At 39.9% G+C, this 15,990-nt stretch carries 13 protein-coding genes and 2 pseudogenes; 2 read left to right on the top strand and 13 right to left on the bottom strand.

Annotated elements, in window-relative coordinates; all coding sequences use genetic code 11:
- The first annotated feature begins 238 nt into the window (after positions 1-238).
- Positions 239-1,912: a dihydroxy-acid dehydratase gene (ilvD, locus tag CYP64_RS04190; protein ID WP_103648798.1), complete on the top strand. Its 1,674-nt coding sequence runs from the start codon at positions 239-241 to the stop codon at positions 1,910-1,912.
- Positions 1,913-1,992: 80 nt separating this feature from the next.
- Positions 1,993-3,561, top strand: coding sequence for a DNA recombination protein RmuC (rmuC, locus tag CYP64_RS04185; RefSeq protein ID WP_103648797.1), 1,569 nt, complete (start codon positions 1,993-1,995; stop codon positions 3,559-3,561).
- Between the two features lie 30 nt (positions 3,562-3,591).
- On the opposite strand, the gene CYP64_RS04180 is transcribed toward rmuC, so the two are convergent.
- From CYP64_RS04180 to CYP64_RS09970, 13 genes and pseudogenes are all read right to left on the bottom strand, one after another.
- Positions 3,592-3,882 carry a DUF5339 domain-containing protein gene (locus CYP64_RS04180; protein WP_087586547.1) on the bottom strand — a complete coding sequence of 97 codons (291 nt, stop codon included), beginning with the start codon at positions 3,880-3,882 and terminating at the stop codon, positions 3,592-3,594.
- Positions 3,883-3,995: 113 nt separating this feature from the next.
- Positions 3,996-4,640 (bottom strand): ferritin family protein, encoded by a 645-nt coding sequence (locus CYP64_RS04175; protein ID WP_103648796.1) that lies wholly within the window; start codon positions 4,638-4,640, stop codon positions 3,996-3,998.
- A 93-nt stretch (positions 4,641-4,733) separates the two neighbouring features.
- Positions 4,734-4,958, bottom strand: coding sequence for a DUF2798 domain-containing protein (locus tag CYP64_RS04170; RefSeq protein ID WP_103648795.1), 225 nt, complete (start codon positions 4,956-4,958; stop codon positions 4,734-4,736).
- Positions 4,955-5,515: an NAD(P)H-dependent oxidoreductase gene (locus CYP64_RS04165; RefSeq protein ID WP_103648794.1), complete on the bottom strand. Its 561-nt coding sequence runs from the start codon at positions 5,513-5,515 to the stop codon at positions 4,955-4,957. Before CYP64_RS04165 ends, CYP64_RS04170 begins: the two co-directional genes overlap by 4 nt.
- 15 nt (positions 5,516-5,530) lie before the next feature.
- Positions 5,531-6,946, bottom strand: a pseudogene (locus CYP64_RS04160) (tannase/feruloyl esterase family alpha/beta hydrolase).
- Positions 6,947-7,113: 167 nt separating this feature from the next.
- Positions 7,114-7,794, bottom strand: a complete 681-nt coding sequence (locus tag CYP64_RS04155) for a putative quinol monooxygenase (RefSeq protein WP_103648793.1) — start codon at positions 7,792-7,794, stop codon at positions 7,114-7,116.
- 15 nt (positions 7,795-7,809) lie between these two features.
- The gene (locus CYP64_RS04150) at positions 7,810-9,246 is read right to left on the bottom strand and encodes a subtype B tannase (protein WP_103648792.1); all 1,437 of its coding nucleotides are present in this window, start codon (positions 9,244-9,246) and stop codon (positions 7,810-7,812) included.
- A 70-nt stretch (positions 9,247-9,316) separates the two neighbouring features.
- Positions 9,317-10,087, bottom strand: a complete 771-nt coding sequence (locus tag CYP64_RS04145; protein ID WP_103648791.1) for an SDR family NAD(P)-dependent oxidoreductase — start codon at positions 10,085-10,087, stop codon at positions 9,317-9,319.
- Positions 10,084-10,725, bottom strand: coding sequence for an NAD(P)H-binding protein (locus CYP64_RS04140; protein ID WP_103648790.1), 642 nt, complete (start codon positions 10,723-10,725; stop codon positions 10,084-10,086). The genes CYP64_RS04145 and CYP64_RS04140 overlap by 4 nt, the downstream gene beginning before the upstream one ends.
- 29 nt (positions 10,726-10,754) lie before the next feature.
- Positions 10,755-11,900, bottom strand: a complete 1,146-nt coding sequence (locus CYP64_RS04135; protein WP_103648789.1) for an iron-containing alcohol dehydrogenase — start codon at positions 11,898-11,900, stop codon at positions 10,755-10,757.
- Positions 11,901-11,974: 74 nt separating this feature from the next.
- Entirely contained in the window at positions 11,975-12,649 is a 675-nt protein-coding gene (locus tag CYP64_RS04130) for an anaerobic ribonucleoside-triphosphate reductase activating protein (protein WP_084109932.1), read from the bottom strand.
- A gap of 85 nt (positions 12,650-12,734) precedes the next feature.
- A pseudogene (locus CYP64_RS04125) lies at positions 12,735-15,017 on the bottom strand (ribonucleoside triphosphate reductase).
- Between the two features lie 395 nt (positions 15,018-15,412).
- Positions 15,413-15,990, bottom strand: a 578-nt coding sequence (locus CYP64_RS09970) for a hypothetical protein (RefSeq protein WP_181001683.1), incomplete at its 5' end; no start/stop codon positions are given.

Genomic DNA, 15,990 nt, shown 5'->3' with positions numbered 1-15,990 from the left:
CCCTATAAATCAATATTTATAACACATTGATAATATTTTTACGTTATTATTTTGCATACTGCTTTGATTAAAATTACCGAAATTTTGTAGCTATTTAGCTCATCCTTTTTGGATAAATTTTAAAAATTTAATGTGTTATTTATGTAATAAAAAAATTTTTAAATTTGCAAAAATTTTTTAAAATCTTTGATACTTTATATGTGATAAAATCCTCTCAAATTTTAAAAAAGGATCAAATTTGAGAAGCGACATAATCAAAAAAGGCTACACAAGAGCCCCACACCGCTCACTTTTACGTGCGACTGGGCTAAAAGACGAGGACTTTAATAAGCCATTTATCGGCGTTGCAAACAGCTTTATAGAGATCATACCAGGGCACTTTTTCTTAAACAAATACGCACAAATTTTAAAAGATGAGATTCGCAAAAATGGCTGTGTGCCGTTTGAATTTAACTGCATCGGCGTGGATGATGGCATCGCGATGGGGCATGGAGGCATGCTATATAGCTTGCCTAGCCGCGAGATCATCGCAAACTCGATAGAGACCGTGATGAACGCGCACGCACTTGATGCACTTGTTTGTATACCAAACTGCGACAAGATCGTCCCTGGCATGGTTATGGGCGCTTTAAGAGTAAATGTACCGACCGTGTTTGTAAGCGGTGGCCCAATGAAAAAGGGCTACACAAAAGATGGCAAGCCGATAGATCTTGCGACTGCGTTTGAGGCGGTTGGTAAATTTGAGACCAAAGAGATAGATGAGGCTGAGCTAAAAGATATCGAGTGCAATGCATGCCCAAGCGGTGGCAGCTGCAGCGGTATGTTTACGGCAAATTCCATGAACACGCTTTGTGAAGCAATGGGCATAGCACTTCCTGGCAACGGCACTATCCTAGCACTAACTCCGGAGCGTGAGGAGCTTATTAGACAGGCTGCTCGCAGAATCTGTGAGATCGCACTTGATGAGAAATTTAAGATAAGAAACATACTAAACGAAAAGGCGATCCGCAACGCGCTTGTCGTTGATATGGCGATGGGTGGCAGCAGCAACACCGTCCTTCACATGCTAGCTATCTCAAGAGAGGCTGGCGTAAATTTAGACATCAAAGAGCTAAATAAAATCAGCCAAAACATCGCTCACATCGCCAAGATCAGTCCAAGCTTGCCAAACGTGCACATGGAGGACATCGGCAGAGCTGGTGGTATGAATGCGGTGATAAAAGAAATTTCACGCAGAGATAATGGCATGCTAAATTTGGATAATCTCACAGTTAGTGGCGAAACTTTGGGAGAGCGTGTAAAGATAAGTGATATCAAAGATGAGAGTATCATTCACAAAGTAGAAAACGCCTATTCACAAGTTGGCGGACTTGCCATTTTATTTGGAAATTTAGCCGAGCAAGGCTGTGTAATCAAGACAGCTGGCATCGTTGGCGAGCGTAAATTTAGCGGCAAAGCAGTCTGCTTTAACTCACAAGATGAAGCCATAGCTGGTATTTCAGGCGGTAAAGTAGATAAAGGCGATGTCGTCGTCATCCGCTACGAAGGCCCGCGCGGAGGCCCTGGTATGCAAGAGATGCTAAGCCCTACTTCGCTCATCATGGGACGAGGACTTGGCGCGGACGTAGCGCTCATCACGGATGGTCGCTTTAGCGGGGCGACAAGAGGTCTAAGCATCGGTCACGTAAGTCCAGAAGCAGCTGAAGGCGGCATGATAGGCTTGCTACAAGATGGCGATATCATCGATATAGACGTCGATAAATACGAGATAAACGTTCGCCTAAGCGAAGCTGAGATCGCAAAGAGAAGAGCGGAATTTAAGCCAGTTGATAAAGCGCTAACATCTCGCTGGCTAAGGCAATACCGCAAACTAGTCACAAACGCAAGTAACGGAGCAGTGCTAGAAGCATAAAAATTTACCATAAAAGCAAGGAGTGGCCTCTTTGCTTTTTGTAAAACTATTAAAATTTCTTTATTTTTTAAGGATACTAAATGCAACAAGATTTCTATTTTTATGCTGCCATATTTTTAGGAGTACTATTTTTGATTGCGATATTTGTCATCTATTCATTTAGTAGAGACAAACTCGAGCTAAAAAGAAATTTGACACAAAAAGAGCAAGAAAATTTTGAAATTTCATCAAATCTAACAAATTTAGTATCTAAAAATAGTGAAAATCTGCAACTAATTAGCGAGCAAAAAGCAAGGCTTATGTCAAATCACGAGCGAATAGACGAGCTTATCGGTGAGATCGATTCGCTAAAAACCAAAATAGCACAAAAAGACGAAGCCGAAGATGCGATGGAGCGTGTAATAAACGAGCTTAAAGAGAGTATCGGAACGGCAAATGAACGAGCTAAAAACAATGAAACAAATTTTAATGCGGCACTAACCGAACTAAATCAAAATAAAAATGCTTTAGTTGAAGCAAGTGAGAGAGAAAATAGATTAAAACGTGATATGGCTGTGCTTAGAAATGAAATAGAAGCAAAAGAAAATAGCCTAAAAGAGCAAGAGGCAAATTTATTAAAAGTAAAAAATGAGTTAAATTTGGAATTTTCTAATCTTGCAAATAAAATATTTGAAGAAAAAAGTGCAAATTTTACACAAAATAGCCAAAATTCTTTAGATCTTTTACTAAAGCCACTAAAGGAGCAAATTTCAACCTTTCAAGAGCGCGTAAATGCAGTCCACGATGAATCAGTTAAGGGCATGAGCGCGTTAGGAATGCAGATTAAGCACATAAGTGAGATTGGTATCTCAATGTCAAAAGAGGCAAACTCACTAGCCACTGCACTAAAAGGTAGCAACAAAACACTTGGGAACTGGGGTGAAATACAGCTTGAACGCACATTTGAGGCTTCTGGACTTGTAAAAGATGAGCATTACTTGACACAACAAAATTTCAAGAACGAAGAAGGCAAACGTCTTATTCCTGATTTTATAGTAAAGATACCAGATGGCAAACACCTAATAGTTGATTCTAAAGTCTCACTTATAGCTTACGAAAAGGCTATCACAGCCAGCAATGAAGAAGAACTAAATTTAGCACTGAAAGAGCATATTGCTTCTATGAAAAATCACATAGATAGCTTAAATAGCAAAAATTACGGTGAGATCGTACCTGATAGCCCTGATTTTGTATTGATGTTTATACCAATTGAGCCAGCATATATCGAGGCTATGAAATTTGATAGTTCTCTTTTTGACTACGCATTTCAAAAGCGTGTAATATTAGTATCTCACACTACGCTTATGCCTATTCTTCGCACAGTGGCAAATTTATGGCGAATAGAGCGTGGCAATGAAGAGGCCAAAAATATCGTAAGAAGTGCGATTAAAATTTATGATAAAGTCCGCAATGTAGCCGAGCATATGAATAGACTTAGCAATACACTAAATACTGCAAATAAACATTTTAACGCCCTTGCATCAAGTTTTAGCGGTAGAGATGGTCTTGTTAGTAGACTTGAAAATTTTAAACGCTTGTCTCCAGACGATCAAAAAGACATAGAAGTAAAAGAGATCGGCGTAAATAACGAATTAGAAAAAGAGGATTAGGATATGGCTAGAAAGTCTAGCCATAAAAATTTATTTTAAAAGACCTTGTTTTTTCATTTGTTCCATTACTTGAGCAAACATCTCTTTAGCTTGTTTGCAAGTAGCGTCTTGTTGCTCTTTTGGAAGTGCAGCAAGTTGATCCATTGATTGTTTCTTTTGATCTTCGTACATTTTTACTTGTTGCTCTTGACCAGCTTGTTTGTAAGCCTCAACCATCTTATCGATGTCTGAGAAGTATGATTTGCAAGTATCTGTAAGATCTGCAGCGTTTAGGCTTAGTGCAAAGCCAAGAGTAGCTAAAACTAAAAGTGATTTTTTCATCTCTTTCTCCTTATAAAAATTTAAAATAATTATAGTACTTTTTGCTTATAAGGGAGTAAATTTGAAATAAAAAATTCATAGCCAAAGCAAAGCACTTTGGCTATTTTGGCTTTTTAGCCTAGGAATTCACGCTTAAAATACTCTTTTGGAGCTTTGCAAAGTGGACAGGCACCTGGAGCTTTTTTGCCTCTGTGAACGTGTCCGCACACCTCACAAACCCAGACATCTTCCTCGTCGCTTTCAAAAAAGCCCTCTTCATCAAGCATCTTTTTAAGCTCTAGATACTCTCTCTCATGCTCAACCTCAACCTTGCCGATCGCGTTAAATAGCCTCTCAACATCTCTTAACTCTTCTTCTTTTGCGATCTTTGCAAAGTCTGGATACATCGTCGTATGCTCGTAGTTTTCGCCAGCTGCCGCATCAAGTAAATTTTTATCCATCTTGTCAATTGGATCGTTCATTAGCTCGTGATATTTTTTAAACTCCGCCCTTGCATGCCATTTCTCATTTTCAGCTGCTTCGTAAAAGTGTCTAGCAATAGCATGATAGCCTGCTTCTTTGGCTAAATCACCATAAAGCTCATACTTGTTTCTAGCTTGTGACTCGCCAGCAAATGCCTTCATCAAATTTACCGCTGTTAAATTTTCAGTCACACATTTCATCTCTTCACCGCAACAGGCTAGTGTGCCGCCACCTACTTTTTGTACCTCGATCTCGTTGCCGCATTTTTCGCATTTGTATGTTTCGTACTGTCTCATTTTGACTCCTATTTTGATAAATTTTGATTGGATTATAACCAAATAATTAAAATAAGTAAATAATAATTTTTATTGATAACGTATATTATTATTTTATTTTTTGCATAAAATTTGTGTGAGTTTTGTTACAAATGGAGAGACTAACAAAAGCACAGGATAAGCTACTACAAAGGCTTTTACGTAGGCGATTAGCCAAATTTTAACAAAGCCATCAATAAAACCAAGGTTTAGATATGTCAGCATAAATGACATAAAAAACGCCATAAATGCTGACATTATAAACGCAAAAACATATTTATAAAATTTTGCTGGTATCATGAAATTTTACCTATCAGCTCGCCTAGCCTCTTTGCATGATCAAGCGCCTTTTCCTTCATCAAAGCAAGCTTTGCCTCATCGTGCCTGCTCTGATATGATAGCCCTCCGCTATAAACATAGCCTGCAAACTCCATGCCGCACATATTTGCTAGAGCCCTAAGTGGCGGCAGAAACTCCTCTATCTCGTATCGCTGAAGCGCTTCTTTTTTATAAAGCTCTTCAGGCGCGCCAGAAGTAAATGAAAGCACCAGCTTTTTGCCACGTAGCTTATCTCCCTTGCTGCCATGAGAGAAGCCATGAACTAGCACGTCCTCAAACCACTTTTGTAAAAGCGATGGCACACCGTACCAGAAAAATGGATAAACAAGTACGATCACATCAGCCTTTACTAGCTTTTCTTGCTCGGCTTTTACATCGATCACGTAGTTTTTATAAAGCTCGCTTAGTATGTCAAATTTGGCCTCTGGCACGTGCTTTTTTAGCTCGTCCAATATGATTTTATTTGCAAAGGAATTTTCAAGGTCAGTGTGACCTGATACAACTAAAATTTCACTCATTTTCTATCCTTAAATTTACTTGCAAACAAAGCTACTTGCCTTGCTCGCGTCACTGCCAACATATGTAGCCACCTTTGGATACGCGCAGACTAAAAATTCCTTGCCAGCGTAGCTCTTGCTTTTTGCTAGCATGCTCTTTGGTGCTTCGCCCTTTTCATGCCACGCTTCAAGCGCACCTAAAGGATCCACGTCATCTATACCGTTGCCGCCACCGCAGTGATTTAGTCCCGGCAGAGCAAAAAATGCCGCGAAATTTTGGCTATTTTCATTATCAGCCTCTAGTTTTTTAAACCAGTCCCTTTGATCTTTTGCCGAAAAAACTGGGTCTGAGACGCCAGTTACAATGATTAGCTTGCCGCCATTTACGCTAAATGTGTTAAGGTCTGTTGATACGGCATCATTTATCGCTGCGGTCTCGAAATTTTTTGGAGTGTCTTTGTCAAACTCAAAATTTATCGTGTCAAAATTTGGCTGTGCTGGCGTTAAAAAGTAATAATTCACCGAGCCACTTGATAGCGTGATATTTCTAGCGTTTGGCTTGCTGGCATCTTGCGAGTCGCCCAGCTTTCACTGCCTCCAGCCCTCAGCGCTCACGCCTGAGTCGTAAAACCAGCCACTATAAATTTGCTCGCCCTTGCTGTTTTTGGCTCCGTTAAAAATTTTCTCTATCGCCGCTATCTTTTGCTTTAGCAAATTTAAGCTTTTAGGGTCAAATTTGCACGCTTCCCACGCATTGATGATCCCATCTTTTAGTCCGTCTAAGGCGTCACATTTTTCTAGCACGGCTTGACTTAGCTTATCAAGATCGTCCTTAGTTAGTGCATTTGCAAAAATTTTCTCACCCTTTTCATTTTTCGGAGCTATCTTCATAAGAGCTTGGTTGTCCCACTGCTGAGCGATCGCCGCGCGAGATAGCCTAAAGCCAGGGTTTGCAGCGATGACGCCATCAAATTCTAGCGGATAACGCTGTGCTGCTATGAGCGCTGCCCTGCCGCCATTTGAGCAACCCATAAAGTAGCTATGCTTTGGCTTTTTGGCGTATGCGGCGGCTAAAATTTGCTTAGATGCGTCCGTGACCTTGCCGATCGCCTGATAGGCGTAGTCTAGCCTTGCTTGCTGATCTAGCCCAAACTCAGCCGTTGGCTCTGGGTGGCCTGAGTTTGTTGTGACGACCGCGTAGCCTCTAAGAAGCGCTGGCGTGGCTGTGCTTGTGCGTATCGGCACCGCGCCAAGAGCAGGCGCTACAAAGCCGTCCATACCGCCCCCGCCTTGAAATAAAAATTTCTCATTCCACTGCTCTGGCAGCCTTATCTCGTAATCAATCGCATACTCTTTGCCATCTGAGACGGTGCGTTTATAGAGTTTGCCATGCACCACGCAGTGAGGCTTTGCCTTGATACTATTTTTACTACCACCAGTTAGCGCGGACATCTTATCGGCTGATACTTCGCCACTCTCATTCCACACCGTATCTATCATCTCGTTGTTTAAAATTTTCACATCTTTTAAACTCTCACATCCTGCCCTATCAAGGGCAAAAGCCGTGCTGGCAATGAGTGCTAGTGCGCAAAAAAGTGAAATTTTATTCATAACATCTCCTAAAATTTTACCTTGCTAAATGAGGTCTCGTTCTTAAGACCAAAACCGTCAAATTCATCTATCAGCCCAGCTCGCTCTTTGGCGTAAGCCTTGTAGTTTTCGCTGTGGCGGTAGCTCTCAAAGCTAGCCTCATCTTTGTAAATTTCAACCAGCACCCACTTATTAGGTGCCTCTTTTTGACTAAAGGCAAACTGCGCATAAGCACCCTCATCTACGCTTTTTTGCATATATTTTTTGATGATCTTTTCAAATTTCGCATCACTTTTTGCTAAAAGGCTTAAGTTTGTGATGTGAAAGTAGCCATCTTTTAGGCGCTCTGGCGTTAAATTTTTAGAAAAAGCAGCCCGTTTTCTCACGTTTATAGCCTTTTTGCTAGCTAAAATTTCAGCGCTTGCGCTTGCAAATTTCTTAAAATGCGCCGAGTTTAGATGCTTTTTATAAGCCGCCTCGTCCTTGTAAAACTCAAGCACGTAAAATAACTCTGGCTTGCTCTTTGCACTCGCAAAAAAGATCGCCTGCGTGCCTGGCTCACTCTTTGAGCTAAGGATATTTTCCCTGCCAAGCCGCTTTAGCAAGCTCTTGTTATTTGGCGTTGAAAGTAGCTCATATAAGCTCACTTTCGCCTCCGTCCCAAAGGCAAAAGCCGCCAAAACCGCTAGTAAAAATAGCTTTTTAAACATTAAAACTCCTTAAATTTATCTATTCTCCACTCTTTTTATCCAAGCAAAAAGCTCGTCTAAATCGTAGTCGCCGCTGTGACCTTGTCCCCAAACCGCTTCAAAATCAACCTCTTTGCCAGCATTTTTAAGTGAGAGTGCGAGTATAGCAGGCACGGCGAGGGCTAAGTCGGTATCGTTTGTGCCCTGTCTTATGCGGTAAAATTTCGCCGAATTTTTATTTTTAGTGTAGTTCATCGCATTCATCATCTTTATGACGCTAGCCTCCGCCATCTCGCCGCCACTTCGCTCTTTTGCAAATTTAGTAAAGTGCTTTGCAGGCGTTTTGCTATCGCCGAATAGATCGTTTTCAGGATTCTCTAGCCCAAGTCCGTCAAAGGCAACCACCGCTTTGGCACGTTTTAGCGAGGCGATGAAGTCTTCAAGCTTAAACGTATATCCAAGCGAACATCCCTGCGTGTCAAGAGTGATAAATTTAGGCGTGAGCGTGCTTTTATCGCTGCTTTTTGTAGCGGTAAATGCCCTTTGTAGCAGTGAGTTTATATACTCTTTGAAGCTGCCCTCACCCTTTTCATCAAGGCTTAGCGCGTGGCCTTTGGCGTCTTTTAAATTTAGCGAGTTTAGATAGGCAGGGAATTTGCCTTTTAACTCACGTGAGAGCTCTTTTTGCGTGGCGTTTAGCTCGCCTATGATAGTCTTTGGCTTTTTGCTTCTGTCGTTAAAAGTGCTCACATCAAGACTTGCAAAATCAATCCTTTCAAATTTATCCAAATCCCCAAACATCCACTCATACGCCTCGTCCTCATGCTCTAAATTTGTAACAGGGCAGTAGATCGAAGCAGCATAAATTTGATCGTCTGCTTTCGCAGCTCCTAGCTCTTTAAGATATGGCTCGTACTCTTTTGCATTTGTGCTAACGCCAAGAAGTGCCGACATCGCGCCGCCTGCACTCGTGCCGTTTGAGATGATCTTATTTGCATCGCCTGGCATAAATTTATCGTTAAATTTTAAATACCTAACAGCGGCTTTTAGATCGACTATCGCAGCTGGCGCTTTGCCGATAAATTTCTCACCATCTTTTAGCGTCCTGCCTCTAGCACCAACGCTTGCTACGACATAGCCTCTAAGAAGCGCTTCAAGAGTGGCATTTGGCTTTTCGTTTTGAATTTCTGGCTTTTGTGGCATTGCGCTCATGTAGCCGCCGATCGCATTTGGCATGAAAATAGCTGCCTTTTGGTCGCTAAATTTACCCTCTGGCACATAAAAATTTAAGACCTCATATTCGCTAACCGGCTTTGCCACATAGACTATGCCCTCATAAGCTCTAAATTTAAGCATCCTATCGCCAACTTGCACGCTTTTTAGCTCAAACTTACTCTCGTCAAATTTAAGTTCATTTCCAAAGCAAGCACCTACTAAACAAACCCCTAAAATAGCAACTCTAACGCATTTCATGATCTGCCTTTTTATTTTGTCCTACTTTTTGCTTTACTAGCCTTGGCGTAGGCTACCAGGGCTTTAGCGCCTAGCTATCTTTTGGCTCGTATTTGATAGCGTAGTCAAATTTGGGACTACTTAGGCTAAACTCAAAGCTATCTCTATCGACCGCACCAACGCAGTAATGGCTATCATAAAGGCGAAGCAAAAACTCCGCCATCTGCTCGCTCGTGTGGTACTTTTTAAACGCTTTGTCGTAGTCGTAGCTCTCTTTGCTAGTTGCTACCATGCCAAATTCTGTCTTTGTGGCAGCTGGGGCCAGCACTTTTGCTTGCATCTTTGCCTGCTTATCTTGCGCTAGCTCGTGGTAAAGTCCCTCGCTAAAGGCACTTACGAAAAATTTGCTAGCGCAGTAGGTGACGGCGTTTGGCACGATCTTGTAGCCGCCTATCGAAGAGATGTTTATAAGCTGTGTATCTTTGTCTTTATATTTTTTAGTAAAGAGCGTTGAGAGCGTCACAAGTGAGATGATGTTTAAATTTATCATCTGTGTGATCTTGTCTAAATTTTGCTCGCCGACCTTGTTGTAGTCGCCAAAACCGGCGTTGTTTATAAGTGCTTTTAGCTCATATTTTTCTAAATTTTGCCAAAGCAAGAGGGCATTTTCTTGCTTTGAGAGATCACAAATCTCTATAACGACATCAACACCCGAAAATTTAGCTATCTCGCTTTTTAGCTCTTCTAAAAGCTCGCCCCGCCTTGCAACTAGGATCAAATTCTCCCCGCGCCTTGCAAATGCCTTTGCTGCGGCCGCTCCTATGCCTGAGCTTGCCCCAGTGATGGCGATGTATCTTTTCACTTCGCATACTCCATAGGACTATAAATTTTGACACCCTCGCTATGGTCATCTTGCGCTACTTGCACGATCACTTTAGCGATGTCAGCCGCTCTCATCGGACGATACTCGTCAAAAAAACCTTTTGGGATAAATTTAAACGCCTTTATCGCTAGATACTCGCCAAGTCTAAAGTCCTTTCTCTCAGCCTCGATAAGTGGCAGCCTAGCGATCTGAAATGAGCTATATCCAAGCTCTTTTATCTTTGCTTCTGCTTGACCTTTTGCCTTTAGGTAAAACGAGCCTGACTTTCTGCTAGCACCTGCGGCCGAGAGTAAAACAAAGCGTTTTGCGCCGCACTCCAAGCCAAATTTGGCGAAATTTATCGGATAGGTCACATCGACTTTGTAAAACTGCTCTTTGTGCTTTGCGGCTTTCATCGTCGTGCCAAGCGCGCAAAAAACGTCATCAGCGATAAATGGCACCTCATCTTTAAAATCATCAAAATTTACTATCTTTACTTCAAGCTTTTCATGAGTAAATTCTAGCTCGTGCCTAACAAGAGCGATGACCTTACTATAATGCTCACTCTGGCATAAATTTTTTAAAATTTCACTTCCTAAAGCACCACTAGCTCCTGCTATAAGGGCGATCTTTTTCATATCTTTCCTTTGTAAAATTTAGATAAATTCTATCTCGCTAAGGCAAAAATTTCACTTATAGCTTCTTTTGTATAAATTTGCTCCAAGCCCCTGCCCTTGGCGTAGTCATAAACTAGCGCCATGATCTCGTCTAAATTTGACTCATCAACGCCGATCTCAATTAGGCTTGTTGGCGTGCCGATCTTGCTAAACCACTCTTTTAGCTTTTTAATAGCCTCGTCTGTGTCATCCACGCCAAAAATTTCTTTGCCAAAGCGCTTAAATGCCTCTAAATTTCTACTCTTATACCACTTCATCCAAGCTGGCATCACCACACTTAGCCCAGCTCCATGAGCGCAATCAACCACCGCGCCTATGGCGTGCTCGATCATGTGATTTGGATAAGAGTAGCCAGCTGTGCCAACGTATGTTAGGCCATTTAGCGCCATCGTCGCAGCCCAGGCAAACTCGCCTCTAGCATCGTAATTGTCTGGCTCTTTTAGTAAAATTTCAGTCGTTTTCATAACGGTTTTGATGTTTGCTTCGATGTATAAATTTATGATCTCAGGCTGAATGCTAGCCGTAAAGTAGCCCTCAATGCTGTGAACGATGATATCTGAGGCTGAATAGACCAAGTACTCTTTGCTCACACTTGCTTGAAGTAGTGGATTTATCACTGAAACTTTTGGATAAAGACATGCTCCATGCATAACAAATTTCTGTTTTGTGGCTTCGTTTGTGACGACTGAGCCGCCGTTCATCTCTGAGCCAGTTGCAGCTAGAGTTATGATGTCAAAGATCATAAGCGCTTCACTTGGATCTTTGCCGGTAAAAAAGTCCCAAACGTCGCCGTTATATCTAACTCCAGCGGCCACAGCCTTGGCGCTATCAAGCACCGAGCCGCCGCCTATGGCTAGCACGCTATCAACACCTTGCTTTTTAGCTAAATTTATAGCCTCATTTACCTTGCTTAGCACTGGGTTTGACTTCACGCCACCTATCTTGCAAAACTCGATGCCATTTACACTTAGGCTCTTTGCTGCGACATCAAAAAGGCCATTTTTTATTATCCTATCGCTGCCATAGATGATAAGCGTCTTTTTAACGCCAAATTCTTTCATGTATCTGCCGATATTTTGCTCTTTGTCTTTGCCAAATTCTATTTTTGTAGGGTTTAAAAAGCTAAAATTTTGCATAGTTTCTCCTTATTAGTTTTAATGATTATAGTTTTGCAAAGCAAAAATTTTTGTTAAAAATAATGAGTAGAAATTTAAAAATTTCTTAGTTTGATAGGAAGTTTTGAAATGATTTTTTTCGGATCAAAGCTACTTTTAGCATCAACTAAATTTCCAAAATTTTCACCTGTGCTAAGGAATTTTTGCAAATAATAATTGCCTCTATATCCAAGGTCATAAAGAATTTCAGACATCAAAGAAATATCTGCTTCATCTAAAAAATCTGCATGCACGGTTGTTCTTACTTCAAAATCAAAATTTATCTCAAGCAGATATTTTAGTGTGCTAATAAATTTTTCATATAAATTTGAGCCAGTTACGCCCGTAAATTTCTCTTTTGGCGCTTTAAAATCAAGTGCAATATAGTCAATCAGCCCTTCGCCTATCGCCTCTTTTAAAATCTCAATATGAGAGCCATTTGTATCGACCTTTAGGCAAAAATTTCTTGACTTAACCTCTCTTGCAAGCTTCAAAAACAAAGGATTTGCCGTGCATTCGCCACCGCTAAAGACAATGCCATTTAGCTTACCTATACGGCGGTCTAAAAAGTTACAAACCTCATCCATTTCTATATTGCCATTTGAATTTACAACTTCTATATTGTAGCAATACACGCATCGCATATTACAGCCTGCAAACCAAACTACTGCAGCCACTTTGTCTGGATAATCAAGCGTAGTAAATGGCGTTATACTAAAGACTTTATGCAAATTTATGGACCTTTTGAGATTTAAAAGGCACAGAAGATTGTGCCTTTTTTATTTGAGTTTTTTATATTTTTATTGGCTGCGGTGATTATCTTTTGCAGCAACTTGCGTATTCATCAAATTTAATACGCTCTTTATGCTCACCTTTTTTACCAAGGTTAAAGCTCTCAACTGGGCGATGATAACCCATAACACGAGTATAGACTACGCATTTTGTGCGTTTATCTTGTACTTTTTCCAAAATTTCTTTTTCTGTCATTTCCTCTCCTTATTTGGAATTGTTTTTCTCTTTTTCTATTAATTCTGCATCACAAAGCGGACAAAACTCGTGCTCTCCAGCAATGTAGCCATGTTTTGAACAAACGCTAAATACAGGCGTTATCGTAATATATGGAAGCTTATAATTTGAGATTATGCTCTTTACAAGCTCTTTGCAAGCTTTAGGTGAGCTGATCCTTTCTTTCATATAAAGGTGAAATACTGTGCCACCAGTGTATGAAGTCTGAAGATCATCTTGCAAATCAAGTGCCTCGTAAGCATCATCTGTAAAATTTGCTGGAAGCTGGGTTGAGTTTGTGTAGTAAATATTCTCCCCGCCACCTGCTTGGATGATGTCTGGATAGCGCTTTTTATCCTCTTTAGCAAAGCGGTATGTTGTGCCTTCAGCTGGAGTCGCCTCAAGGTTGTATAAATTTCCAGTCTCTTCTTGAAATGTCCTTATCTTGTCGCGCAAAAACTCAACCATCTCAATAGCAAAATCACGTCCAAATTTTGTTGAGATATTCTCTTTATCATTTGTGAAATTTCTAAGAAGCTCGTTCATGCCATTTATACCGATCGTGCTAAAGTGGTTATTAAAGTGCTTTAGATATCTAGCCGTATAAGGATAAAGCCCTCTATCATACATCTCTTGGATAAATTTACGCTTTTTTTCAAGTGTCGATTTAGCAAGCTCCAAAAGATAGCTTAGCCTGTTATAAAGTGCGACTTTATCGCCTTTGAAGTTGTAGCCTAGGCGAGCTAAATTTATAGTAACTACACCGATAGAGCCTGTCATCTCGGCACTACCAAAAAGACCACCACCTCGTTTTAAAAGCTCTCTTAAATCAAGCTGCAAGCGGCAGCACATAGAGCGAACATGTCCTGGTTTGTAGGCTTTTTCGTTTTCTATCTTATTGCCATTTTCGTCATAAGTGTATTGTGAGCCGATAAAATTTTGAAAGTAGCTTGAACCCATTTTGGCGGTATTTTCAAAGAGCACATCCGCCACTTCACTATCCCAGTCAAAATCCTCTGTAATATTTACCGTTGGTATCGGAAATGTAAAAGGCTGCGAGCACTTGTCGCCAGCTGTTAAAACCTCGTAAAATGCCTTATCTATGCGTGCCATTTCAGGCTCGAAGTCCTTGTAGGTCATATCGATCAAATTGTTTCTGCCACGCTCGTTTGCTTTTTTCAAAATTTTCTCATCTTTTACATTCGTAAAGAGGTGTATATCATCACTCGTTGGGATCTGATCTCTTAGGTCGCTTGGGCAAGTGATGTCGATAGTGACATTTGTAAATGGACTTTGTCCCCAGCGTGCAGGCACGTTTAGGTTAAAAATAAAGCTAGTTATCGCCTTTTTAATCTCAGCGTCACTTAGATCGTCTTTAAAAACGTAAGGCGCAAGGTAGGTATCAAAGCTAGAAAAAGCTTGAGCGCCAGCCCACTCGCTTTGCAAAATTCCTAAGAAATTTGCCATTTGATAAAGCGCTTCTCTAAAATGCTTTGGCGCTTTGCTCTCAACTCTGCCACGAACGCCGTTAAAGCCCTCGTTTAACAAAGCCCGTAAGCTCCAGCCAGCGCAGTACCCTGTAAGGCAGTCAAGGTCGTGGATGTGATAATCGCCATTTCTGTGAGCAAGACCCTCTTCTTTGCTATAAACAGCGTCTAGCCAGTAGTTTGCTATGACTTTGCCAGCAGTGTTGTTGATGAGACCTGCGTTTGAATAGCTTGTATTTGAGTTTGCAGAAATTCTCCAGTCGGTACCGTTTATGTACTCATTTATCGTTTGAGTTGAATTTATATAAGTCGTATCGTCATTTAGGCCTAAAATTTGCTCACGTTGAAGCTTATGCGTGTGGCGGTAGAGCATAAAGCTCTTTAAAACGTCGAAATATCCGCTATTAAATAGCTCTTTTTCGATCGCATCTTGGATGTCTTCGACTGTTATCGCGCTTGATTTTTGAAAGATATCTTGGACAACATTTGTAAAAACTTTCTCATCATAAGCTAAATTTTCGCTAGCAAATGCTTTTTTTATCGCATCTACTATCTTATATGCTACAAATTCTTGTCTTGTGCCATCTCTCTTCAAAATCTCACGCATTACTCGCTCTTTCTTCTAAATTTTTCAATATAAAGTTTAAAAGTATAGGACAAGAAAGCTTAAACAATAGATAACTATTTTATTTTGTTTAATAATATTTATCAAAAAATATAAAATTTTGGAAAGTTTTCTTAAATATACTTTTGCCTATTTTAAGTATTTTAAAGTAAAATTTGATTATTTTTACTTAAATAATTATTTTACTTTTAGTTTTTAAAGTATTATATTTAAAAAATTTTACAAATCAATCAAGCTTATTTGGGTATCATTTCAGAAATTTATAGATCGAGACATTTGCAGTAGTTAATATGTTTTTAAATTTAAGCACAACTATTAGAGGGACAACTAATTTGCTCTTGTTAAATTCATTATATTAATTAGATTTGACTCTGCAGCTATTTAGTTTTATATATGTCCAGAATATACTTTTCTATATCTGCTTCGCTTGGTGGAGATAATAATTCGCGAGATTTTAATTGTTTTACACCTATTTTTCCATATATAAGATCTAACATATCAAATCCTATTTCTGAAACAATACCTTGATTTTTTAACCATTTTTCAAAAAATAAATATTCTATATGAAAGTTAATACGCCTTTCGCAATCGCTATGTTTTTCTACTGTTTTTGTTATCTCACCGCTGTCTCGCATATGTTTTAGAACATTATCGTTCCAATTACTATTTTTCATGTTAATTTCTATAAATTCTTTTTCATAATCTTTTTTGCATATATCGACAAATCTTTGCTTTGCCTCTACTATTTTTAAAAAACTATTTTTCCATAATCTATAGTCAGGTTCTTGAATATGCAAAATTTCTTGATATTTTTTCATGTTAGATAAATATGTTTTTATTATACTTTGATAGTTATCTTTTTCTGAACTGCTTTTAGCATTGCCTAAATATTCGTATAATTTATTAAGTTGTTGTTTTATTCTATCAATGGGCAAAATCAGAGATTTTTTTAAAT

The sequence above is a fragment of the Campylobacter concisus genome (assembly GCF_002913945.1).
Lineage (GTDB): Bacteria > Campylobacterota > Campylobacteria > Campylobacterales > Campylobacteraceae > Campylobacter_A > Campylobacter_A concisus_P.
Note: the sequence above shows the minus strand (reverse complement) of the source record. Positions and strands in the feature narration are given on the sequence as shown.